Below are 21500 nucleotides of genomic sequence, written 5' to 3'. Positions count from 1 at the left end.
GCGGCTCCTCAGGGGCCTTCACAGATCACTGCGCGACCGGTGGACACCTCTCCGACCTCTGCACCATAGGCGCGGAACCCGCGCTCATCCAGACTGAGGATACGGTAGCATGGATTGCCACCGGTCCAGAGCGGATCGGGCGCGTCGAGATCGGTGATGAACCGGTGGGCGCAGGCCTGACCGGAACTGAAGGCGATGCCTTCGGCGCTCGTGCCGGCGAGCGGCACATGAATATGGCCAAAGACGATATGGCGGACACCGCCGGCATGTGCGGCCAGCCGCTGCATCAGCCGTCCTTCGTCATGCATGCCGATCTTCTCAAAATGCGCGATGCCACACTCCATAGGCGGGTGATGGATGAAGACGGTCACCGGCTGTTCACCGGCACCTGCCAGCGCGCTGTCGAGCCAGACCATCCGGTCCTCGCCATAATGGCCGCCGATGACGCCCGGCTGATGGCTGTCGAGAAACAGCAGGCGCCCGAAAGACGTATCGAGATGCGACTGGATGAACCCGCTCTGGTCCACGGGATGATCGGGAAACGCCGCCCGGAAATTCCCCCGGTCGTCGTGATTGCCGAGCAGCAGGCGCATCTCGAAGGGGACGGGCGCCAGGATATCCTGCAGCAGCGCATAGGCTTCCGGATCGCCGAAATTGCAGAGATCGCCGGTCATCACGCCGAGATCCGCGTCGGCATGTTTTTCGACGATATCGGCAATGGCGGCGCGCAGCTGGCGCTCGGGATCGACGCCGTTGACGATGATACCGGAGGGCATCAGGTGCGTGTCGGTGATCTGGATGATTTTCATGGGGGTCACTCTTTTCGTCCAATAAGGATTGCGGGGCCACGAGGGCCCCGCAACACCACGCCTGGCAAGGCTAGGCTTCACTTCATTAGGGCGTTGGTCTGTTCGACGATCTGCTTCAGACCGGCTTCCGGCGAAACTTCGCCACGCATGACGGTGCCGATGATGTCGCGCTGGGTGCGCCAGATGCGAACCGAGTCACCACCCGGATAACCGGCCCAGGGAAGCGAACGGTCTGCCTGCAGCGACGCAGTCTTCACATTCGGATGCTCGAGGTAGTAGGGCTCGAGATAGTTCGGGCCGGTTGCGAGCTTGTTGGTCGGCAGGTAACCGGTGATACGAACGATGGTGTTCTGCGCTTCCGGACCGGTGATCCACTTCAGATACTTCCAGGCAGCATCCTGCTTGGCCTTGTCCTGCGTCAGGATGACAGCGGAATTGCCGCCGGTCGGAACGCCGCCGTTTTCCTTGTCTTCCAGCGGGAAGGTTGCCGTCTTCAGCGGGAAGCGGTTGCCGACGAGGCCTTCGATGGTCTGCACATGGGCCGGCGTCGAGAAGATGAAGCCGGTGAGGCCGGCGCCGAACTGCTGGCGCGACTGGTCCCAATCGAGAAGGTTCTGGCCGCCTTCGGTGACGAACTGGCGGGTCAGCTTCAGCGCGTTGAGGCCGATCTCGTTGTTGAAGGCAACGGTCTTGGTGGCTTCGTCCACCAGCTTGCCGCCCTGCTGGAAGATCAGCGCCTGCCACAGCCAGTCATCCGGCCAGCCGTTGATGTCGTAACCCATGCCGGCGATCTTCGGATCAAGGGCGTGGATCTTCTTGGCAAGCTCGATGAGACCGGCAAAGGTCTTCGGCATGTTGTCCGGGTCACCGCCAGCCTTCTTCACCAGATCAGCATTGATATACATGATCGGCGAGGAGGCATTGACCGGCAGGCCGTACTGCTTGCCATCGATCTGGCCGAGTGCGGCCATTTTCGGCGAGTAGTTCTTGTCGAGGAAGGCCTTGCCGCCTTCAGCCTCGATGAAGGGCGTCAGATCGGTGATCTGCTTGCGCGGTGCCAGCGTGTGCACCAGCTCAGCCGTCAGGTTGTAGCCGGAGAAGTAGACATCCGGAAGATTGCCCGTGACAGCGGCGCGCAGCACCTGCTGCTGGCCTTCGTTGTAACCAGCGGCGGGCGCCAGGAAGCTGATCTTGATACCCGGGTTGTTCTTCATGAATTCATCGGCCAGCGGCTGATGGAATTTGGTGAAGCCCGGCAGATTGTAGAGCACGTTCAGCGTGATGTCTTCCGCCAGAACGGGCTTTGCGATGCCTGCGAAGGCAAGAGAGGCCATCAGGCCGCTCATCAGGGTGCGTCGGTTCAGTTTCATGGTAAATCTCCAGGGGTCTTAGGAGGGGGTGGACGAAAGCTTCACTTCACACCGGTCATGGTGATACCGGCGATGAAGTGACGACGGGCGAGAAGGAAACAGACGAGCATGGGCGCGGTAATGATCGCGGCACCGGCCATCAGTGCACCGTAATTCGCGCCGGATTCGACATCCGAGAAGAACAGCATGCCAAGCGGCGGCGGCGCGAGGTTGATGTCGGTGACCACGATCATCGGCCAATACAGGTCGTTCCAGTGGGCAACGACGGAGAAGACCGAAAAGGCGGCAAGCGAGGGCAAGGAGCCGCGCAGCACCAGACCCCAGCAGATCTCCATCTCTGAAAACCCATCCATACGCGCTGCCTCGATGATTTCGTCGGGATAGCTGCGGAAGGACTGGTGGAAGAGGAAGATGGCAAAGACCGAGAGAAAGAACGGCGCCATCATCGCAAAATAGCTGTTCAGCAGTTCGAGCTTCGCAAGCCCGACGAAAAGCGGGAGCGCCAGCGCCTGGATCGGCACGCACAGCGCCGCTATGACGAGCGTCAGCAAAAGCTTGCGGCCCGGGAACTTCAGCTTCGCCAGCGCATAGGCTGCCGGCACGGCCGTCAGCACCTGCACGATCAGGATGCCGAGACAGACGATCACGCCGTTCAGCATGAAACGGGCCATCGGCACCTGATTTGCGGCACGTGCGTAGTTTTCGCCGGCGTCGAAGACCTTCGGGATCGGCCAGAGCGACACGTCGAAGATTTCCGCAGGAGACCGGATCGAGGTCAGGAACATCCAGTAGAAGGGCAGCAACACCACGAAGGCACCGCTGGCCAGGATGATGTTCGGCAGGAGAGCGCGAAGTCTGGCCATCAGTAGTGCACCTTCCGGTCAAGATGAACGGTCTGCCCGATCGACAGGATCAGGATGATGACGAGGAAGATCAGCGTGAGGGCCGCGGCATAACCGGTGTTCGAATATTCGAAACCTTCGAGGTAGAGGTCGAACAGCAGGGTTTCCGAGCCGAACCGGCCCTTGGTCAGCACGGCCACCGTCTCGAACACCTTAAAGGCAGAGATGGAGGTGGTGACGACGACAAAGAGCGTCGTCGGGCCCAGCATCGGCCAGGTCACGGTCAGGAAGCGGTCGATCGGGCTCTTCGCACCATCAAGGCGCGCAGCCTCATAAAGGTCCTTCGGGATCGCGGTCAGACCGGCGAGGAAGAGCACCATGTTGAAACCCAGTACCTGCCACACGCCGATCATCGCCATTGTGGGGATCAAGAGGACCGGATTGGACAGGAAGGAAACCGGCTCGAAGCCGAACCACTTGATGGCCGCGTTCACCGGACCGATCGAGGGATGCAGCAGGAACTGCCAGACCGTTGCCATCGCCACCAGCGTGGCGGTGACCGGCAGGAAATAGGCCGCTTCCCAGAAGGCGCGGCTGCGCTTGCGGTTGTAGACGAGAAGCGCCACGCCCAGCGCCAGGAACACGCCGAGCGGAATGACGATGACCGCATAGATCACCGTGTTTTTCAGCGAGCGGAGGAAAACCGCATCGCTGAAGGCATGAGTGAAGTTATCAAACCCGATGAAACGCGTGGAAAGCGCGCCCAGCTGATAATCGGTGACGGAGAAGACCGCCAGGACCAGGATCGGAATGATGTAGATCGCGGCCAGAAGCAGGCAGGCGGGTGCGACGAACAGAAACGCCCGCCACATCATCCGGCGCTCGGTGGTGGAGCGACGTGTGCGCGTGACGTCAGCAGGGACGTCCATATCCAAGGCGACCGTCATGCCGCTGCCCTCTCTGTCAGCGATGTGGCGATTCGCGCCTCGTCGGCGCCGAAGAGATGCGCCCGGCCAGCGGCAAAGGAAATGTGGATGATACCATCGGCATCGGCGGCAAGCTGTTCACCCGCCGAAAGCCTGAGCGTCAGGTGCTGCGTCTCGTCCGCCAGAAGATGACCGTGCACGAACCGGTCAGCTCCGTGCATCTCCGTGCGGAAGACGCGCAACGGCAGGCCTTCACTGGTGATCGTCAGATCTTCGGCACGCAGGCCAAGCGTGGCGGGACCGGCATGCCGGACAGGAGCGGCGATCGGAAGGTCCTGGCCGAACAGGCGCACGACGCCTTCGGCACCGATTTCGACCGGCAGAAGATTGATTGACGGCGTGCCGATGAAACGGGCCACCGTCAGCGTCGCCGGTTGGCCATAAAGCTCGTCCGGGGTGCCCAGCTGTTCGATCCGGCCTTCGCTCATCAGCGCGATGCGGTCCGACATCGTCATCGCCTCGACCTGATCATGCGTCACGTAGATGAAGGTGGCGCCGAGGCGCCGATGCAGGGCTGCCAGCTCATCACGCATATGGGCGCGCAGCTTGGCATCGAGATTGGACAACGGCTCGTCCATCAGGAAGGCAGCGGGCGAGCGCACGAGCGCCCGGGCAAGCGCCACGCGCTGGCGCTGGCCGCCGGAAAGCTGAGCCGGCTTGCGATCCAGAAGATGCGCGATCTGCAGCGTTTCCGCCGCCTGCATCACGCTCGCCTCGATCTCCTGCAGGGCGTTCGCCGATGACATCATCCGGCCAATCAGCGGCATCCGGGCACCGAGCGACAACCGGCGCATGCGCAGCGGCGTGGCAATGTTCTGGCGAACGCTCATATGCGGATAAAGCGCGTAAGACTGGAAGACCATCGCAAGATTGCGATCGCTGGGATCCGTCTCCGTCACATCCGTGCCGCCGATCGATACTTGCCCGCGGTCGGGACGTTCCAGACCGGCGATGATGCGCAGAAGCGTCGACTTGCCGCAGCCGGACATGCCGACGAGAGACAGAAACTCACCCGGGCGCACAGAGAGATCGATGGTCTTCAGCACGTCATCCGCGCCGAAGCCTTTGCCGATACCGGTGAGATCGAGAGATTGTGGCGTCATGCGGCACTCCTTTACTGGAACGCCTCATGGGACCCGCCCGTGACAGACAGACGACGGTTTCGAGAAACTTCGATGACAACCACAGCGCTTCGAGGTCAGCGCGCGGGCCGATTTCCCGCCCGGCGCAACCCAAGCCGGATCTGCTTCTCAAGCTCGATCACGGCGAAGAAAACGACGCCGGCCGCAAGGATCAGCAGACCATCCGCCAGAGGCACCGCCCGTGTGCCGAAAATGCCCTGCAACGGCGGCAAATAGGTAACGGCAAACTGCGCCGCCGTCACCACCGTGATGACGATCCAGACGACCTGGGTGCCGCGAATGGCCGCGAAAGTGAGCGAGGTTGTATGGATATTGCGAATGAAAAACAGCTGCGCAATTTCCAGAACCACGATCGTGTTCATCGCCATGGTCTGCGCCAGTTCCAGTGGATACCCCTGATCGAGGGCGTAACGCAGAATGCCGAAGACGGCGGCGAGAAACAGGGCGCCGACCAGAAGCACATGCCAGACCAGCGCGCCCGTCAGCAGCGGCGCATCCCTTGGGCGCGGCGGCCGGCTCATCGTTTCAGCCTCGGTCGGCTCGAATGCGAGGGCAAGACCAAGCGTGATCGCCGTAATCAGGTTGATCCACAGGATCTGGACCGCCGTGACGGGAAGCGCGAGGCCGGCGAGCAGTGCCAGAACCACAACGAAGGCCTCGCCCGCATTGGTCGGCAATGTCCAGCTGATCACTTTCTGCAGATTGTCGTAGACGGTGCGCCCTTCGCGCACGGCCGCTGCGATGCTGGCGAAATTGTCGTCCGTCAGCACCAGATCCGCGGCCTCCTTGGCTGCTTCCGAACCTTTCAGGCCCATGGCTATGCCGACATCCGCGCGCTTCAGGGCCGGCGCATCGTTGACGCCGTCTCCGGTCATGGCAACCGTCAAACCTCTGGCCTGCAGCGCCGTGACAAGCCGCAGCTTGTGCTCCGGGCTCGTGCGGGCAAAGATGTCCACGTCCGCCACCTCACTCGCCAGTTGAGCATCATCGAGACGGTCGAGATCGGCACCGGTGAGGACACGATGGGCATTCTCAAGGCCGATCTGCGCCGCGATGGCCGATGCCGTGCCGGCGTGGTCACCGGTGATCATCTTGACGCGGATGCCGGCCGCGCGGCACTCCGCCACCGCGGCGATCGCCTCGGCACGCGGCGGGTCGATGAGACCAACGAGGCCAAGGAAGGTCAGGCCATTGGCGACGACATCGGGATCGAGCGCCCGGCGCAGGCAGCGTTTTTCCGCCAGCGCCAGAACCCGAAGGCCCCGCTTCGCCATTTCCTCCGCCCGGCTGTGCCAGACGAGAGGATCGATGCCCGTGCACATGGTCAACACCTGCTCCGGCGCGCCCTTCACGAAGACCTGTCCGCCGCCCCCAGAGCCGATCAGAACGGCCATGAACCGATGGCGGGAATCGAAGGGGATCGTATCCAGCCGTTCTCCGACCGGTTGCTTGCCGCCGGACGTCTTTCGGGCGAAGGCCAAAAGCGCCCCTTCCATCGGATCGCCTTCGACGCTCCAGTGGCCATCGTGCTGAACGAGCACTGCATCATTACAAAGGGCAGCCGCCGCCCCGAGCAAAGAGAGGTCTCCGGCGGGCTGAATGGAACCCTGCGGCGCATATCCCTCGCCGCCGATCTCGAAGCGACCGGTTGGCGTCTCGGCGGCCACCACCACCATTTCGTTGCGGGTCAGTGTGCCGGTCTTGTCCGTGCAGATGACCGAGACCGAACCGATCGCCTCGATCGCCGGCAGATGGCGGACGATGGCGTTGCGCCCCGCCATCGCCTGAACGCCGATCGCGAGCGTGATGGTCATCACCGCCGGCAGGCCTTCCGGAATGGCGGCCACCGCCACGCCGACAACCACCAGGAACACCTCGTTGAAGTCCCGATGGCCGAGGAAATAGGCATAAACGAGAAGCAGTGCCGACACGAGAAGGATGAGAAAGGACAGCCAGCGGGCAAAATGATCCATCTGCTCGACCAGCGGCGTGGTGAGCTGTTCCACCTTGGCGAGCAGCCCTCCGATGCGGCCGATTTCGGTGGCGCTGCCAGTCGCGGTCACCAGCCCTTTGGCGGTGCCTTGCGTGACCAGCGTTCCGGACCAGAGCATGGAGCGGCGGTCTCCCAGAGCCGCGTCCGGGGCAACCGGATGCACCGTCTTGCCGACGGGAACCGATTCCCCGGTCAGGATCGCCTCTTGGGCCGAAAGCCCGTAGGACTGCAGCAGCCGTAGATCGGCCGGCACCTTGTCACCGGCCTCCAGAAGAACGATGTCGCCGGGCACCAGGTCCGCGCCATCAATCGTCTGGCGCCGTCCCTGCCGCAACACAGCGGCGCGCGGTGCAAGCATGTTGCGAATGGCGGCCAGCGCCGCCTCGGCCTTTCCTTCCTGCAGGAAACCGATGATGGCATTCACGATCACGACGGTCAGGATGACGCCGGTATCCACCCAATGCTGCAACAGCGCCGTCACCAGCGCCGCCCCCAAAAGCACGTAGATCAGCACATTGTGGAATTGCCTGAGGAAGCGCATCACCGGGCTGCGCTTGCCCGGCTCGGGCAGCAGGTTCGGTCCATGAATGGCCTTCCGGCGTGCCGCCTCTTCATGCGTCAGCCCGTCCGCCGTGGCGTCAAGGGCTTCAAGGCAGGCGTCGGGATCAAGACCGTGCGGATGCGCGATTGCCATGGCTTGCTCCTCTTTGCGTGATGGCGGCGATCACTGCAGGCTTCAGCCGCCCCGCCAAAAGGTGCCACCCCGGCAGCGCCCGGTCCATCCCCTTGCAGATCGATTTCATTTCGCCCGGCAAAGGACCTATCGCATTGATCCGCATCAAGGAGGTAGCATGAGGGATGGCGAAGCCGTGCTTCCGTGCTGGTCAAAGGCTGCGCGACATGTCTGGCGCGTCCCATCAGTTGCGGATCGTGAACTGCACGCGGTCTGCCGGAAAGCGGGTGATGGAATACTGGATCGGAAACCCGTCCAGGTCCGTGTTGAGCGCCCGTGTCACGAGCACGATCGCGCCGGGCGTCAGGCCCAGTTCGGCGACATCGTCGGGCTCCGCATGCACGGCGGAGATCTCCGTCACATCGCGCAGATAGTCCGCCACGCCGCAGGCCTGCAACGCCTTGGTGATGGACTGCGTGCGCCGAAACGCCTCTTCGATGCCCTCGAAGCGGTCAGCCGGAAACCAGGAGGTTCCGCGCGAGACGGCGCGGCCATCGGCGCTCCTCAGCGCTTCCAAGCGGCGAACAAGGCTGCCGGGCTCGATCTTCAGCCAACGTGCAACCTCCGAATTGGCCGGCTCGACCTCGGCGGCGAGTAACCGGCCTGTCAGGTCGCGCGCCTGGTCGCCAATGCCCTGCGTAAACCGGGTGCGGCGGCTGATGGGAAACTGGAACTTGTCGCGCCGTTCGATCAGCGTTCCGCGTCCCTGCTCCGCCCGGACGATGCCTTCCTGTGCCAGGGCCGAAAGTGCAGCGCGCACCGTGTGGCGATTGACGCCAAAGATCTCCGCCAGCTGTGTTTCCGGAGGCACCTTGCCGGTCTCGTCATAATCGCCGGCGGCAATGTTCGCACGGATCCTGTCTGCAATCTGCCGCCACATGGCGACGCCCTTCTGCCGCTGCATCATTGCCTGCCCTGTCATACCCTTGTCATCGCCACCGATTAAACATACAGTAAATTGTATGGTTGTCTACATAAATAGACATTAAAGATCGGTGTCGTGATGAACCCTGCAGACCATGCCCCGGCGGCAGACCCCAGAAAACGTGTGATGGACCTTCTTGCGCGCTGCAGCCGTGGCCAATTGGAAGCCGCCTGGGCGCAGGTCGAGCCGAAACCCGCATTCGCCCGCCTGCGCGAACCGGAGACCGGACTGGTGATGGTGCGCGGCCGCATCGGCGGCGGCGGTTCGCCGTTCAACCTCGGTGAGGCAACGGTCAGCCGTGCCACCATTCAGCTGACCGAGGGAACGGTTGGCCACGGGTACCGATTGGGCACCGACAAGACCGCCGCCGAATGGAGCGCCGTCTTCGCCGCGCTCTGGCAGCTTCCTGCCATGCAGGATGTCGTGGAGCGCACGCTGCTTCTGCCGGCGGAAGAACAGCGGGCCGAAGAGGCCGCGCAGCTGGCGCGCGAGACGGCAGCCACCAAGGTCGATTTTTTCACGATGGTCCGCGGAGAAGACTGATGCAGAGCAAGAACCAGAGCCTTGCCGGAGGTTTTCCGGATGCGGTGCTGAACAGCCAGTCGGTTTTTCGCACCCTGATGGACTGCATGGCGCGTCCCGGCACCGTCGGCACCGTTTCGCCGGGCATCGCACCGCCAGCTCCGCTCGGTATTGCCGCTGGTGCGGTGATGCTGACGCTCTGCGACAACGACACGCCCGTCTGGCTGTCACCGGAGCTGACGAAATCCGGCACCACCGCCTGGCTCTCCTTCCACTGCGGTGCGCCGCTGACGCGGGAGAAGACCGAAGCGCGTTTCGCCTTTCTGGAAGCAGGCGCCGCCATGCCGCCCTTCAGCCTGTTTTCGGCCGGCAGCCAGGATTATCCGGACCGCTCCACGACGCTGGTGATCGAGGTGATCTCGCTTGACGGCGGGCCATCCTTGAATCTCACCGGCCCCGGCATCCGCGATATCACGACCATTGGCCCTGTGGGCCTGCCCGATCCCTTCCTGCACCAGTGGATCGGCAACCGGGCACTCTTTCCGCGCGGCATCGATGTCGTTCTCACCGCCGGGCGCGCGCTATTGTGCCTGCCGCGCACCACCAAGATCACCGCAGTGGAGGCCTGAACCATGTATGTCGCCGTCAAGGGCGGGGAAACCGCCATTGCCAATGCCCACCGCCTGCTGGCCGACCGTCGGCGCGGTGACCGCTCGGTGCCGAGCCTCACGATAGAACAGTTGATCCAGCAGCTCGGCCTCGCCGTCGACCGCGTCATGGCGGAAGCCTCGCTCTACGACACATCGCTCGCCGCCCTTGCCGTCAAACAGGCGCGCGGCGACATGATCGAGGCGATCTTCCTGTTGCGCGCCTATCGCACGACCTTGCCGCGTTTCGGCACCTCGCTGCCGATCGAGACCGGCCGGATGCGGGTCGAACGGCGCGTTTCCGCCACCTACAAGGATCTGCCTGGCGGCCAATTGCTTGGCCCGACCTTCGATTACACCCACCGCCTCCTCGACCCCACCCTGCTTGGCGATGACATCGTGGAGCAGCCGGCGAACCGGGAAGACGGTCTTGAGGCGGTCATGCGCGTCTCGGACATCCTTGGCGGTGAAGGCCTGATCGAACCGGATGGCAACATGCCCGATGATCATGTCGCAGGTGACCTGACGCGCGAGCCGATGGAATTTCCAATGCCGCGAGATCTTCGCCTTCAGGCGCTGGCACGCGGCGACGAGGGGTTCCTGCTGGCGCTCGGTTATTCCACACAGCGCGGTTACGGCCGCACGCATCCCTTCGTCGGCGAGATCCGTATGGGCCTTGTCGAGGTGGAATTCGAAGTTCCGGGACTGGATTTTGCCGTGTCACTGGGCGAAATCCGTGTGACGGAATGCCAGATGGTCAACCAGTTCAAGGGGTCGGCCAAGGCCCCGCCGCAGTTTACCCGCGGTTATGGCCTGGTCTTTGGCCAGAGCGAACGCAAGGCCATGTCGATGTCGCTGGTCGACCGGGCATTACGCACGGAAGAATTCGGTGAAGACGTCATCGCCCCGGCGCAGGACGAGGAATTCGTCATCTCCCATTGCGACAATGTGCAGGCGACAGGGTTTGTCGAACATCTGAAACTGCCGCATTACGTCGACTTCCAGGCGGAGCTCGATCTCGTTCGCCGCATGCGCGCCAAACAGGCAGGCCGGGCACAAGGCGAACCGCGGGAGGCAGCGGAATGAACGGTCAGTCCCCGTCGCAATCGCCGTCATTTCCGTCCAACACGCCCGCCCCGTCTCCTGTCGCCTCACGCCGTGAGGCTCCCCTGCTTTTCAGGAGGATGGCAAGGGCGATGGCAAAAAACACGACCAAGCAGACAACCGTCTCGACGCTGACCGATCCCCCCAGCATTTCCATGTCTCGCCTCCCCCAACAGCAGCAGGGCAGAGGGTAAGCCACCATGCAACAGCTCGCCACCTACAATTTTGCCTATCTCGATGAGCAGACCAAACGGATGATCCGCCGGGCGATCCTGAAGGCGATCGCCATTCCCGGCTACCAGGTACCCTTTGCCTCCCGCGAAATGCCGATGCCCTATGGCTGGGGCACCGGCGGCGTGCAGGTGACAGCCGCCATCTTGGGCCCCGACGATGTGCTGAAGGTGATCGACCAGGGCGCCGACGACACGACGAACGCGGTCTCGATCCGCGCCTTTTTCCAGAAGGTGGCAAATGTCGCCGTCACCACGCAGACCGGCGAGGCCACCATCATCCAGACCCGTCACCGCATTCCGGAAACGAAGCTGAAGGAAGGCCAGGTGCTGGTATACCAGGTGCCGATCCCCGAACCCTTGCGGTTCCTCGAACCGCGCGAGACCGAAACCCGCCAGATGCATGCACTGGAGGAATACGGCCTCATGCATGTGAAGCTCTATGAGGACATCGCCCGCCACGGCCGCATCGCCACGACCTATGCCTATCCGGTGAAGGTGGCTGGCCGTTATGTGATGGACCCCTCACCGACGCCGAAATTCGACAATCCGAAAATGCACCAATCGGAAGCGCTGCAGCTGTTCGGCGCCGGCCGCGAAAAGCGGATCTATGCCGTCCCGCCCTTCACCGATGTGGTCAGCCTCGATTTCGAGGACCATCCCTTCGAGATCCAGAGTTTCGACAAGCCCTGTGCGCTCTGCGGCGCACGTCATGTCTATCTCGACGAGGTGATCCTCGATGACCGGGGCGGGCGTATGTTCGTCTGCTCCGATACCGATCACTGCGAAACACGCCGGGCCGAAGGCCATACCGGCGAGATGTCACCCGATCAGAAGGAAGCGGCCGAATGAGCGACACTCCTCTTCTCAAGGTCCGCAGTCTCTCGCGTTTTTATGGAAGCCGCATCGGCTGCAAGGACGTTTCCTTCGATCTTTGGCCGGGTGAAGTGCTGGCGATTGTCGGCGAAAGCGGATCGGGCAAAACGACGCTGCTCAACTGCCTCTCCACCCGACTGATGCCGACAACCGGCAGCGTGGAATACCGCATGCGCGACGGTGACTTCCGCAATCTCTACCAGATGTCGGAGGCAGAGCGCCGCTTCCTGATGCGCACCGACTGGGGTTTTGTCCACCAGAACCCCGCCGATGGCCTGCGCATGACAGTCTCTGCCGGCGCCAATGTCGGCGAGCGGCTGATGGCAGTCGGTGACCGTCATTACGGACGCATCCGCCAGACGGCCAGCGAATGGCTGGAGCGGGTGGAAATCGCCGCCGACCGGATCGACGACCAGCCGCGCGCCTTTTCCGGCGGCATGCGGCAGAGGCTGCAGATCGCCCGCAACCTCGTCACCTCGCCACGTCTCGTCTTCATGGACGAACCGACCGGCGGCCTAGACGTCTCCGTCCAGGCGCGGCTTCTCGATCTGGTGCGCGGACTCGTCAACGATCTCGGCCTTGCGGCGATCGTCGTGACCCATGATCTGGCCGTCGCACGCCTTTTGTCGCACCGGATGATGGTGATGAAGGAAGGCCATGTCATCGAACACGGGCTGACCGATCGGGTGCTGGATGATCCGCGCCAGCCCTATACCCAGCTTCTCGTTTCTTCGATCCTGCAAGTGTGAGGACACGTCCGATGGCAACCCCTCTCGTCATCTCCGACGTCGCCAAGAGCTTCATCATGCATCTGCGCGGCGGCTTGATGCTGCCGGTCGTGTCAAATGTCACCTTCTGCGTCTGCGCCGGCGAATGTGTCGTGCTCGGCGGCCCGTCGGGCGTCGGCAAGAGTTCGATCCTCAAGATGCTCTACGGCAATTATGCCGTCGACGCAGGGCAGATCCTCATCGATCATGACGGACAGATCGTCGATATCGCATCCGCCGATCCGCGGATCGTGCTCGAGGTCCGCCGCAAGAGCCTCGGTTATGTCAGCCAGTTCCTGCGCACCGTCCCGCGCGTCTCTGCGCTGGATGTCGTAGCAGACCCGCTGATGGCCCGCGGCGTGCCACAGGACGAGGCCCGTGAGCGCGCCAGCGGCCTGCTCGCCCAGTTGAACCTGCCGCGCGATCTCTGGCAGCTGCCGCCGGCCACCTTCTCCGGCGGCGAACAGCAGCGCGTCAACATCGCCCGCGGTTTCATCACGGATCACAAGGTGCTGTTGCTGGACGAGCCGACCGCATCGCTCGACGCCACCAATCGTGCGGTGGTGGTGGAGATGATCCGCGCCAAGAAAAAGGCCGGCGTCGCCATGCTCGGCATCTTCCACGACGAGGAAGTCCGTGAGGCGGTGGCCGACCGCATCCTCGACGTCACCCAGTTTTCGCCGCGAAAGGTCGCCGCATGAGCCGCAAGCTTGGTCTTGAACCCTACATTCATCAGAGCGCCCATGTGGTCAACAGCACGCTCGGGATCTACACGGAAGTCTCCGAACGGTGCCGCCTCGACGAGGTGGAGATGGGCGACTATTCCTACATCATGCAGGATGGTGCGGTATGGTGTGCCACCATCGGCAAGTTCGCCAACATCGCAGCCGCCGTGCGCATCAACGCCACCAATCACCCGACCTGGCGCGCGACGCTGCACCACTTCACCTATCGCGCCGCCGATTATTTCGACGGTGCCGAGAACGAGCATGACTTCTTTTCCTGGCGGCGCGACAACCGGGTCACGATCGGCCATGACGTGTGGATCGGCCATGGCTCGACGGTCCTGCCGGGCGTGAGCGTCGGCAATGGGGCCGTCATCGGCGCCGGTGCCGTGGTCTCCAAGGATGTCGCGCCCTATACCATCGTTGGCGGCGTGCCGGCAAAACTGATCCGCGAGCGCTTCTCTGCGCAGACCGCCGAAGCCATGGAACGCCTTGAATGGTGGAACTGGAGCCATCAGCGGCTCTTCGACGCCCTGCAGGATTTCCGCGATCTGGATGCCGAGGCTTTCGTTCAGAAATACGCGGCCTGACCACAATTTACGGCGCCTCGGCCAAATCAGCACCGCGACCGGTCGATCAGACCGCCTGCCGCCGCATCTGCCGTCGCCGCCAGCAACTGGGTGTTTCGCCGGCCAGCCGACGGAAGAGGCGGGAAAAATGCGCCTGGTCTGCCATGCCGCACGACAATGCGATCTGCGCCAGCGAATCGTCGGTCGTGGCCATCATCTCCTTGGCACGGGCAACACGCCGGCTCAGCACATAGGCGTAAGGCGTCTCCTGGAAGCTGTCCCGGAAAGCACGGCTGAAATGGCTGACGCTGAGACGGGCAATCGCTGCAAGATCCTCGGTGCGGATCACCTCATGCAGGTTGTTTTCAACAAAGCGGGTGATCCGGAGTTTCTGCCAGGGCGCAAGTCCCTGGCCGGTCGGCTCGGCTGCCGGCTGTGCGTCACCGCCATGATGCCGCAGCAACCTCTTCGCCTGGACCAGGCAATCCCGCGTCCGGCTGATGTCCTCATCGATGCTCTGCCCGGCTTCGTCCAGAAGCACGCTGAGGGCCGCAGCCAGATCGCGTGCATCAAAACCCGGTTTGCTCGGTCCTGGCGGAAAGGCGATGGAAATCTCTGTCACGGCAGCCCTCGACAAGTGTCTTGCAAGTTGACAAAGGCTAAGAAATCCAGGGGGCAGGAGCCAGTTAATCCCCGCAAAGTTTTGTAAAATCATGGAAGTGGGCGTGGGGTGCCAGCAACGGGCAGATACCCGAAAAAGGCCGTGCCGCCTGAACTTCAGCCGCGCGCGTGGCGGCGCAGGCGGCCAGGGGAATGGCCGAGAAGCTGGACGCAGTGGCGGCTCAGATGCGACTGGTCCGCAAAGCCGCAGGTCGCCGCAATTTCGGCAAGCGGCAGTTCCGTCTGCTCGATCAGCTGTCGGGCCCGTTCCACCCGGCGTGCGATCAGCCAGCGATAGGGTGTCATGCCGGTCGTCTCCCGGAATGCCCGGATCAGATAACCCCGCGACAGGGAGCAGGCATCCGCCAGTTCATCGAGAGAGACATCCCGGTGCAGGTTCGCCTCCAGGAATTCCTTGGCATAGATTTCCAGTCGCTTACTAAGCGGGATCGAGCGGTTGCCGGTGGATGGCACGTCCGCGCCATACCGGTGCAGAAGATGCATGCAGATCGCCATCGACAGTTGATCGATGAAAAGCCCATGGACCTCCTGCGGCCGTTCCATCGCCGGCGCCATCGCCCGCACGAGATTGGACAGAACCGGATCATCGTGAGCGGCATGTTCCACGAGGCCGCCGATCGAGGGCGAACGGACCTCTTCCGCCACTTGGCGAAGCTGCGCGCCAGTCACCTCGAACAACAGGAAATCGAAGGATCCAACCATTTCCGCCCGGTAATCATCCGCGAAGTTCCGCAGGTAGATCGATCCTTCGGCGAAATCGTAATCGCTCATCGATCGGCCGCGATAGATGCGGCGCTTGTGGTGCCGGCTGGCCGAAACTCCGATCAGGAAACCGCGGTCAGAGGCGGGCAAAAGCACCTCCGACACACCATCGGATACAACGGCTTTCCGGTAGAGACGAACGTCGCTGCGGCAAAGCTCCAGATCCTTGGCGAGCGCGTGGGACGTGCAGCCCAAACCATCTCGCGACGCCACTTGGTCACCCATTCGTGCTCTCCAGCTGCGCGCCTCGCGACCGGTTCCCTTGTAAATTCTGGTTTCGGCGGGAACCGCCGCACCACCTCTTGGCGATCGATGTATCCTATTGTTCGCACAGATCCTACCGTGTGGAAAGCCTCGCAGCACGTATTGCGGGCCGGCCATGCCAAACCCGTCACTTCCGAGAGCGAACTGGCTGTGTCAGCCGAGATCGGCGAGGATCAGCCTCGGTTCGAAAAGCCGGGTCGACGGGTCCGGCTCACCTCTTGCCGGTCGGGAGCCCCCCCGCGCGACAACAGGGCCTCGACGGCGGCACGGTTTCACAGGTCCCGGCGGACCGATATCGCCGGGATGTTGACATCCGCGGATATCGACCAGTTCCACGGGCATTGCCAGTCTCGACAGCAGGCGCGGCGCCGCGGCGACCAGGTCTTCTGCGATACCGCTGTCTCCCGTCGGGCCGGTGGCCCAGGTCAATGCGGCGCGTAACTCTTTCAGCAAAGCGGGCCGGCAGCCGGTTTCCTCCACGGGCAGATTGCCGCCAGCGCAAGTCAGGACATGATAGGCATGGTTTCGGCTGCTCTCGTTGAAGGCGCCATCGGCCTTCAGGTGACGCGCCGCATAAGAGCGGATGGTCTCGAGCATCCTGTAACGCGTCTCGTCACCTCTGCGCTCCGCCAGGACGAGAGACTTGGCGACGAGGGACGACAAGGCCTCCATCACGTCGCAATCGCTCAGCCGCTCATGTTGTGCAATGCTGATGGCTGCATCCATGCTGAACACACTGCGGAAGATGGAGACACGCCGGAAGACATCGCGTTCTGCCTCGGTCAGCAGACCATAACTCCAGTCGAGTGTTGCCAGAAGCGTGCGGTGGCGCGGCAACGCCGTCCGGCGCCCGGTAATCAGGGCGGAAAAACGATCCACGAGCAGACGGTCGAGTTCCTGAAGGCTGTAGGCCGAAAGCCGCGTTGCAGCCATCTCGATTGCGAGCGGAATGCCATCCAGACGGCGGCAGATATGGACGATGTGCCGGAAATCGTCCTCCGACTGGCAGAAATCGGCGCGCACGGCGCCGGCCCGCTGCATGAACAGCTGAACGGCCGGCGAAAGACCCGCGTCTTCCGGCATGTCCGAACCTTCGGCCGGCAGGTCGAGTGGCGGAACACGCAGCACCCACTCGCCGCTGGCCCGAAGCGGCTCCCGGCTGGTGGTCAACATGATGAGACGCGGCCAAAGCCCAAGCAGTTCTTCGGCAAAGGCTGCGGCTGCGTCGATCACATGCTCGCAGTTGTCGAGCACGAGCAGCAAGGGCTCGCTTCCGACGGCACTCAAAACGCTGTTTTCCTGCATCTCTGCCGGGATCAGTCCCATCTGCGCCGCAAGCGCCGCGCGGATGCAGCTGGAGTCGGTGATGGACGACAGATTGAGGAACACGGCCCGCATGCTGCGTTCTGCTGAAATGCGGTGGGCTGCCACCAGGGCAATCGTCGTTTTGCCAATCCCCCCGGTTCCGCACAGGCTGACAAGCCGGCAACCATAGGTCAATTCGACACACCGGTCGATCAGATCCTCCCGGCCGATCACACTCGTGACCGGTGCCGGCAAAAGGCTCTGAAGATCGAGTGGGAGGTTTCGCCCTTGCGGCTCGGTGATGGCCGGAGGCACGAGGCGGTATCCGCGACCGCTCTCATTGACGATCAGCCTGTGATCGTCGTCCGATGTCAGGAGCCGGCGCAGGGCCGAAAGATGCACACGCAACGCCGCTTCATCCACGTGCTGGCTTGGCCACACACGCTCCATCAGCTCGTCCTTCGAAACAAGCCGACCCGGCTCCTCGGCAAGCACCAGCAGGATTTCGAGAGCCCGCGCGCCCACCTTCAGCCGCTCGCCATCCTGATACAGCGCCCGCTCCACCGGCGAGAGGGTGAGGCGGTCGGAAAGAGCAATCCTGACGGGCGGAGTCTGTGTCATGAATGGAACCTGCGCACGGCAAACCTGACCTGTTGCAATCGCACGCTAGGACATAGGTGACAGGCATTATAGGAGAATAGTCACTGGACTTGGATAAAATGAACCAAGCCTTCGCCAATGTCGGGTTCTCGTTGCCATTCATTCCCTCACGGGGTGGTCGATGCGGTGTGGGCGGCCTTCGAGCTTGAGTTCGCCGATCCGCGGTACCGTGCGGAATATGACCGTCCCGGCCGTTACCACGCAAAGGCGCAAGGGTTGCAGGCGTAGCACCTTGATCACATCCGCCGCCTGCACGATGACGGGATCGGCGTTGCAGCCGACCTCAAGGCCATAACCTTCCAGGCCCATGACTGCGAACGTGACCGCATGGTGGTTGCATAAAACATGAATACGCTGGTATGATTATCCCAAAGCGTTCCTCCAATAGATCGAGAGGGTTCCGGACCCGCGGGCTTTCCTCGACATCCAGGACCAGCCTGCCGTGACGTACCTGCATTCGATGATCTGCCGCACCGAGGGTATTCAGGCCCTGCGGCCACCGACCTGGCGGGGATTGGACGGCGCCGTCGGTGTCTACTGGGAGGCGACGGGCCATACGGGCGCACAGGGTTATTACCTTTCGCCGGATCCACGCATTGTGATCTTCTTCAACGACGTGTCCCGGCAGATCCGCCTGACCAACGAGGAAAGGGCGCAGGTTCCGCATTACCGGCCGATGACACGGGCACTTTATGTCCCCGCCGGCATCCCCATGTGGACCAGCTTCACTGCCATGCACCGCTTTTCGCATCTGGACCTGCACATGCATGCGGAAAAGCTGGTCAGGATGCTCGCACCGTCCGTTGGCCGCTCGGCCGTGCTTTCGGCCCTGCGCCAGCCCGTAGAAGTAGAAACGTCGCGCTCGACCGAAATGCTCGCGACTTTGCTGGTGGACGAGCTGGCGCATCCATCCCGTCATCCGGTGCATGCGGAACAGCTGGTCGCCAGTCTCGTCACCGGGCTGCTCGATTTTACCGCCGGGCAGGAGCGGGCGGGTGGGCGCCTGACACAAGCGCAGATGAACCGCTTGACCGCGCTTGTTGCCTCGCGCCCCGATTGCCGGGTCAGCCTGCCGGAAATGGCCGCCTGCGTTGGCCTGTCGGAGAGCTGGTTTGCATCCGCGTTCAAGCAGACAACCGGCAAGACGCCTCTTCAATGGCAGATGGCGCGCCGGCTGGAGCTATGCCAGGATCTCTTGAGAACGAGCGATCTCAGCATCGCCCAGATCGCCGTGCAGATGGGCTTTTCCGACCAGGCGCATTTTACGAAATCCTTCCGGCAGGTCATCGGGCAGACACCCGCCGCCTGGCGGCGGATGTCTGCTGCAGTCTAAAACGTGCCGCGATCGTTTTGAGCGTCGCGGCGTGCCATTACCAGGTCTGGCGCAGGGTCAGGCTGAAGGAGCGACCTTCATTGTAGAAGTTCGCGCCGAAACCGCCGTAAGCAACATGTTTTTCATCGAACAGGTTGGCGACGTTGAACTCGAGCGACGTATTTTTCGCCAGCTTGTAGGTGGCAGCCGCATCGAAGATCACGTAGCCGCCCGTCGACAGCGTATTGGCATCGTCGAAATAGTAGGACGATGAGTAGCGCCCGCCGAGGCTGAACGTCATGTCGCCGCGGCTCCCATTGCCCGGCAGCGCATAGGTGGCCCACAACGACGCGATGTGGTGGGGCACGAAAGCGAGTTCATTGCCCTCATTACCCTGCGTACCGTTCTCGACGATCTCGGACGACAGGTAGGAATAGGCGGCCGTCAGGCTCCAATTCGCGTTGATCTCCGCCTTCGCTTCCAGATCCACGCCCCGTACACGCACTTCGCCAATGGCGGACTGCAGGTTGGTCACCGGGTCGGTGCGCGTGATGTTGGTCTTCGTCAGGTCATAAACGGCGGCACTGAAGAGCGCCGGGAACTCCAGCGGCTGGTACTTGATGCCCACTTCGTACTGTTTGCCCCGCTCCGGCTCCACGGTCACAGACGAAGGCACCGCCGATTCCGAATAGCTGGCATAGGTGGCGAACTGCTCCGTCCAGCGATAGGTGAGGCCGAGGCGTTTCGTCAGTTCGCTGACATCGCCTTCCGTGCGGACACCCGTCAGCATGTTGGTCTGTTCGGTGTCCAGCCAGTCGTTGCGCAGGCTCGCCGAAACAATCAGCTTGTTGGCGAAGGTGAGATCCTGCTGGATGTAGACCGCCTTGGTGTCCTGGTCGGTCTTGAGGCTCTGGTAGATCGGCACAGAGGCCGGGCGGCCGGTATAGACGGGATTGAGCCAGTCGATGCCGGGTGCGGCACCCCAGTAGCTCTTGTTGTCGGTGGACATCCGGTCGTAGGTGACGCCGACGAGGCTGCGGCTGTCGACCGCATTGAAGCTCGTGTCATACTGCAGATGCGTATCCATCACGAAATCTTCGACCGACTGGTCATTGCCGAAGAAGGCGCGGCTGGCGGTGGTCGAGCCATTGGTCGGCGTCGAGGAAATGTAGGCGTAGCCGAAATCGCTGTTGGTCTTGCTGTAGCGCGCGTTCGCGCCAAGCGTCAGGCCGGAGCCGAAGTCATGGTCGAGCATGACGCTGACGGAGTTACGATTGACGCCGCGATAATTGTAATCCGGCTCGCCGAAGAACCGGCTGCGGTCGAAATCGGTACCCAGCGGATGACCGCCGCTGCCCGGCACACCGTCCTTGTTCAGATGATCGTAGACGATGCTGAGGCTGGTCGCGTCGGTCGGGCGCCAGGTCAGCCCACCCATGAAGAACTTCTCGTCGTCGCGGGAATAGTCGTATTCCGCGTCTGCCTTGCGGGCCTTTCCGGTCAGGCGATAGGAGAGCGTGTCGTCTTCGGTGATGTTGTCGCCAAAGTCGAAGCCGGTCTCGGCACGATTGTAGGAACCGCCGTTGACATAGGCCTCGCCGAAGCGTTCGCTTTTCGGCGTTTTCGTCACGAAGTTGACGGAGCCGCCCGGATCCGAGACGCCGAAGGTGGTCGAACTTGCACCCTTCAGCACCTCCACGCGCTCATAGGCATAGGCCTCCTCGCGAATGCCGCCGAAGGGATCGCCGATCATCAGCCCGTCGCGATAGAGATAGGCATCAAAGCCGCGGATCTTGAAATAGTCGAACCGGTCGTCCGAACCGTAGAAATCGGTCGTCACGCCGGCCGTGTAACGCAGCACCTCCTCGACCGTCGAGGCATTCCTCTGCTGCATCTCCTTGGCGGTGATGACGGAGACCGAGGCCGGCGTATCGAGAATTGCGGTCGGGATCTTGCTCGCCCCGGTCGTCGAGGTCGCGACGATCGAACGGGAATCCGTGTCGGCGCTGCCCCCGGCTCCCTGGACCGTGATGCGTTCCAGCACCGTCGTTGCTTCGGCACTTTGGGTATTATCCTGCGAAACGGCTGCAAGAGGGTGAAGGGCGACAAGCGCCGTGCAGCCCATCAGCAATGCCATGCGGCCCCTGCCCCACTGGCTGGTTTTGTCCAAGCGTTCGATGTGCATCATCCAGTTTCCAGAAGTTGAGCCGTCCTTCCCGCAGACGGCTGGATGCGAAAAGTCAAGGAGCGTCGGGCAGCCGCGTAAGCGTGATGGC

Annotated in this window: 19 protein-coding genes and 1 pseudogene; 8 read left to right on the top strand and 12 right to left on the bottom strand. The window is 62.7% G+C overall.

Features of this window, described 5'->3' with window-relative positions; genetic code table 11:
* Positions 1-8: 8 nt before the first annotated feature.
* The 7 genes from OU993_RS13430 to phnF all read right to left on the bottom strand — a co-directional run bounded on the left by OU993_RS13430 (position 9) and on the right by phnF (position 8797).
* Positions 9-809 carry a phosphodiesterase gene (locus OU993_RS13430; RefSeq protein ID WP_268158164.1) on the bottom strand — a complete coding sequence of 267 codons (801 nt, stop codon included), beginning with the start codon at positions 807-809 and terminating at the stop codon, positions 9-11.
* A 77-nt stretch (positions 810-886) separates the two neighbouring features.
* Positions 887-2179 (bottom strand): ABC transporter substrate-binding protein, encoded by a 1293-nt coding sequence (locus OU993_RS13425; protein WP_268158163.1) that lies wholly within the window; start codon positions 2177-2179, stop codon positions 887-889.
* Positions 2180-2220: 41 nt separating this feature from the next.
* Positions 2221-3042 (bottom strand): carbohydrate ABC transporter permease, encoded by an 822-nt coding sequence (locus OU993_RS13420; RefSeq protein ID WP_268158162.1) that lies wholly within the window; start codon positions 3040-3042, stop codon positions 2221-2223.
* The gene (locus OU993_RS13415) at positions 3042-3968 is read right to left on the bottom strand and encodes a carbohydrate ABC transporter permease (protein ID WP_268158160.1); all 927 of its coding nucleotides are present in this window, start codon (positions 3966-3968) and stop codon (positions 3042-3044) included. Before OU993_RS13415 ends, OU993_RS13420 begins: the two co-directional genes overlap by 1 nt.
* On the bottom strand, positions 3965-5110 hold the full coding sequence (locus tag OU993_RS13410) for an ABC transporter ATP-binding protein (RefSeq protein WP_268158158.1): 1146 nt from the start codon (positions 5108-5110) through the stop codon (positions 3965-3967). Before OU993_RS13410 ends, OU993_RS13415 begins: the two co-directional genes overlap by 4 nt.
* Positions 5111-5205: 95 nt before the next feature.
* Positions 5206-7836 (bottom strand): HAD-IC family P-type ATPase, encoded by a 2631-nt coding sequence (locus OU993_RS13405; protein WP_268158156.1) that lies wholly within the window; start codon positions 7834-7836, stop codon positions 5206-5208.
* Between the two features lie 223 nt (positions 7837-8059).
* Positions 8060-8797, bottom strand: coding sequence for a phosphonate metabolism transcriptional regulator PhnF (gene phnF, locus OU993_RS13400; protein WP_268158154.1), 738 nt, complete (start codon positions 8795-8797; stop codon positions 8060-8062).
* Positions 8798-8878: 81 nt separating this feature from the next.
* Here phnF and phnG point away from each other — a divergent pair, with 81 nt between their 5' ends.
* The 7 genes from phnG (at position 8879) to OU993_RS13365 (ending at position 14261) form a co-directional block, all read left to right on the top strand.
* On the top strand, positions 8879-9343 hold the full coding sequence (gene phnG, locus OU993_RS13395; protein WP_268158150.1) for a phosphonate C-P lyase system protein PhnG: 465 nt from the start codon (positions 8879-8881) through the stop codon (positions 9341-9343).
* On the top strand, positions 9343-9951 hold the full coding sequence (phnH, locus tag OU993_RS13390; RefSeq protein ID WP_268158146.1) for a phosphonate C-P lyase system protein PhnH: 609 nt from the start codon (positions 9343-9345) through the stop codon (positions 9949-9951). Before phnG ends, phnH begins: the two co-directional genes overlap by 1 nt.
* Positions 9952-9954: 3 nt before the next feature.
* Positions 9955-11055 (top strand): carbon-phosphorus lyase complex subunit PhnI, encoded by a 1101-nt coding sequence (locus OU993_RS13385; protein ID WP_268158144.1) that lies wholly within the window; start codon positions 9955-9957, stop codon positions 11053-11055.
* A gap of 218 nt (positions 11056-11273) precedes the next feature.
* Entirely contained in the window at positions 11274-12155 is an 882-nt protein-coding gene (locus tag OU993_RS13380; RefSeq protein WP_268158142.1) for an alpha-D-ribose 1-methylphosphonate 5-phosphate C-P-lyase PhnJ, read from the top strand.
* Positions 12152-12928: a phosphonate C-P lyase system protein PhnK gene (gene phnK / locus OU993_RS13375; protein WP_268158140.1), complete on the top strand. Its 777-nt coding sequence runs from the start codon at positions 12152-12154 to the stop codon at positions 12926-12928. Before OU993_RS13380 ends, phnK begins: the two co-directional genes overlap by 4 nt.
* 11 nt (positions 12929-12939) lie before the next feature.
* Positions 12940-13647: a phosphonate C-P lyase system protein PhnL gene (phnL, locus tag OU993_RS13370; protein ID WP_268158138.1), complete on the top strand. Its 708-nt coding sequence runs from the start codon at positions 12940-12942 to the stop codon at positions 13645-13647.
* Positions 13644-14261 (top strand): DapH/DapD/GlmU-related protein, encoded by a 618-nt coding sequence (locus OU993_RS13365; protein WP_268158136.1) that lies wholly within the window; start codon positions 13644-13646, stop codon positions 14259-14261. Before phnL ends, OU993_RS13365 begins: the two co-directional genes overlap by 4 nt.
* 46 nt (positions 14262-14307) lie before the next feature.
* On the opposite strand, the gene OU993_RS13360 is transcribed toward OU993_RS13365, so the two are convergent.
* The 4 genes and pseudogenes from OU993_RS13360 to OU993_RS13345 form a co-directional block, all read right to left on the bottom strand.
* A complete protein-coding gene (locus OU993_RS13360) occupies positions 14308-14862 on the bottom strand; it encodes a helix-turn-helix domain-containing protein (protein WP_268158134.1) in 555 nt (184 codons plus the stop codon).
* Positions 14863-15017: 155 nt separating this feature from the next.
* Positions 15018-15908 carry an AraC family transcriptional regulator gene (locus OU993_RS13355; protein WP_268158131.1) on the bottom strand — a complete coding sequence of 297 codons (891 nt, stop codon included), beginning with the start codon at positions 15906-15908 and terminating at the stop codon, positions 15018-15020.
* Between the two features lie 192 nt (positions 15909-16100).
* Positions 16101-17873, bottom strand: a complete 1773-nt coding sequence (locus tag OU993_RS13350) for an ATP-binding protein (RefSeq protein WP_268158128.1) — start codon at positions 17871-17873, stop codon at positions 16101-16103.
* A gap of 138 nt (positions 17874-18011) precedes the next feature.
* A pseudogene (locus tag OU993_RS13345) lies at positions 18012-18221 on the bottom strand (cytosine deaminase); the annotation flags it as partial.
* Positions 18222-18354: 133 nt separating this feature from the next.
* Here OU993_RS13345 and OU993_RS13340 point away from each other — a divergent pair.
* Positions 18355-19245: a helix-turn-helix domain-containing protein gene (locus tag OU993_RS13340; protein WP_268158126.1), complete on the top strand. Its 891-nt coding sequence runs from the start codon at positions 18355-18357 to the stop codon at positions 19243-19245.
* A gap of 37 nt (positions 19246-19282) precedes the next feature.
* Here OU993_RS13340 and OU993_RS13335 read toward each other — a convergent pair whose 3' ends face one another.
* Complete coding sequence (locus tag OU993_RS13335; RefSeq protein WP_268159657.1) at positions 19283-21409, bottom strand: TonB-dependent siderophore receptor; 2127 nt, start codon at positions 21407-21409, stop codon at positions 19283-19285.
* Between the last annotated feature and the right edge of the window lie 91 nt (positions 21410-21500).

The sequence above is a fragment of the Rhizobium sp. SL86 genome (assembly GCF_026672545.1).
Taxonomy (GTDB): domain Bacteria; phylum Pseudomonadota; class Alphaproteobacteria; order Rhizobiales; family Rhizobiaceae; genus Neorhizobium.
The sequence above is the reverse complement of the archived record's forward strand: the minus strand, read 5'-3'. Positions and strand labels throughout refer to the sequence as shown.

Coding starts and splice junctions, on each gene's coding strand:
- phnK (WP_268158140.1), top strand. CDS start 12,152: ATGAGCGACACTCCTCTTCTCAAGGTCCGCAGTCTCTCGCGTTTTTAT.
- OU993_RS13415 (WP_268158160.1), bottom strand. CDS start 3,968: ATGACGGTCGCCTTGGATATGGACGTCCCTGCTGACGTCACGCGCACA.
- phnL (WP_268158138.1), top strand. CDS start 12,940: ATGGCAACCCCTCTCGTCATCTCCGACGTCGCCAAGAGCTTCATCATG.
- OU993_RS13410 (WP_268158158.1), bottom strand. CDS start 5,110: ATGACGCCACAATCTCTCGATCTCACCGGTATCGGCAAAGGCTTCGGC.
- OU993_RS13405 (WP_268158156.1), bottom strand. CDS start 7,836: ATGGCAATCGCGCATCCGCACGGTCTTGATCCCGACGCCTGCCTTGAA.
- phnF (WP_268158154.1), bottom strand. CDS start 8,797: ATGACAGGGCAGGCAATGATGCAGCGGCAGAAGGGCGTCGCCATGTGG.
- OU993_RS13385 (WP_268158144.1), top strand. CDS start 9,955: ATGTATGTCGCCGTCAAGGGCGGGGAAACCGCCATTGCCAATGCCCAC.
- OU993_RS13380 (WP_268158142.1), top strand. CDS start 11,274: ATGCAACAGCTCGCCACCTACAATTTTGCCTATCTCGATGAGCAGACC.
- phnG (WP_268158150.1), top strand. CDS start 8,879: ATGAACCCTGCAGACCATGCCCCGGCGGCAGACCCCAGAAAACGTGTG.
- phnH (WP_268158146.1), top strand. CDS start 9,343: ATGCAGAGCAAGAACCAGAGCCTTGCCGGAGGTTTTCCGGATGCGGTG.
- OU993_RS13355 (WP_268158131.1), bottom strand. CDS start 15,908: ATGGGTGACCAAGTGGCGTCGCGAGATGGTTTGGGCTGCACGTCCCAC.
- OU993_RS13335 (WP_268159657.1), bottom strand. CDS start 21,409: ATGCACATCGAACGCTTGGACAAAACCAGCCAGTGGGGCAGGGGCCGC.
- OU993_RS13425 (WP_268158163.1), bottom strand. CDS start 2,179: ATGAAACTGAACCGACGCACCCTGATGAGCGGCCTGATGGCCTCTCTT.
- OU993_RS13365 (WP_268158136.1), top strand. CDS start 13,644: ATGAGCCGCAAGCTTGGTCTTGAACCCTACATTCATCAGAGCGCCCAT.
- OU993_RS13420 (WP_268158162.1), bottom strand. CDS start 3,042: ATGGCCAGACTTCGCGCTCTCCTGCCGAACATCATCCTGGCCAGCGGT.
- OU993_RS13350 (WP_268158128.1), bottom strand. CDS start 17,873: ATGACACAGACTCCGCCCGTCAGGATTGCTCTTTCCGACCGCCTCACC.
- OU993_RS13430 (WP_268158164.1), bottom strand. CDS start 809: ATGAAAATCATCCAGATCACCGACACGCACCTGATGCCCTCCGGTATC.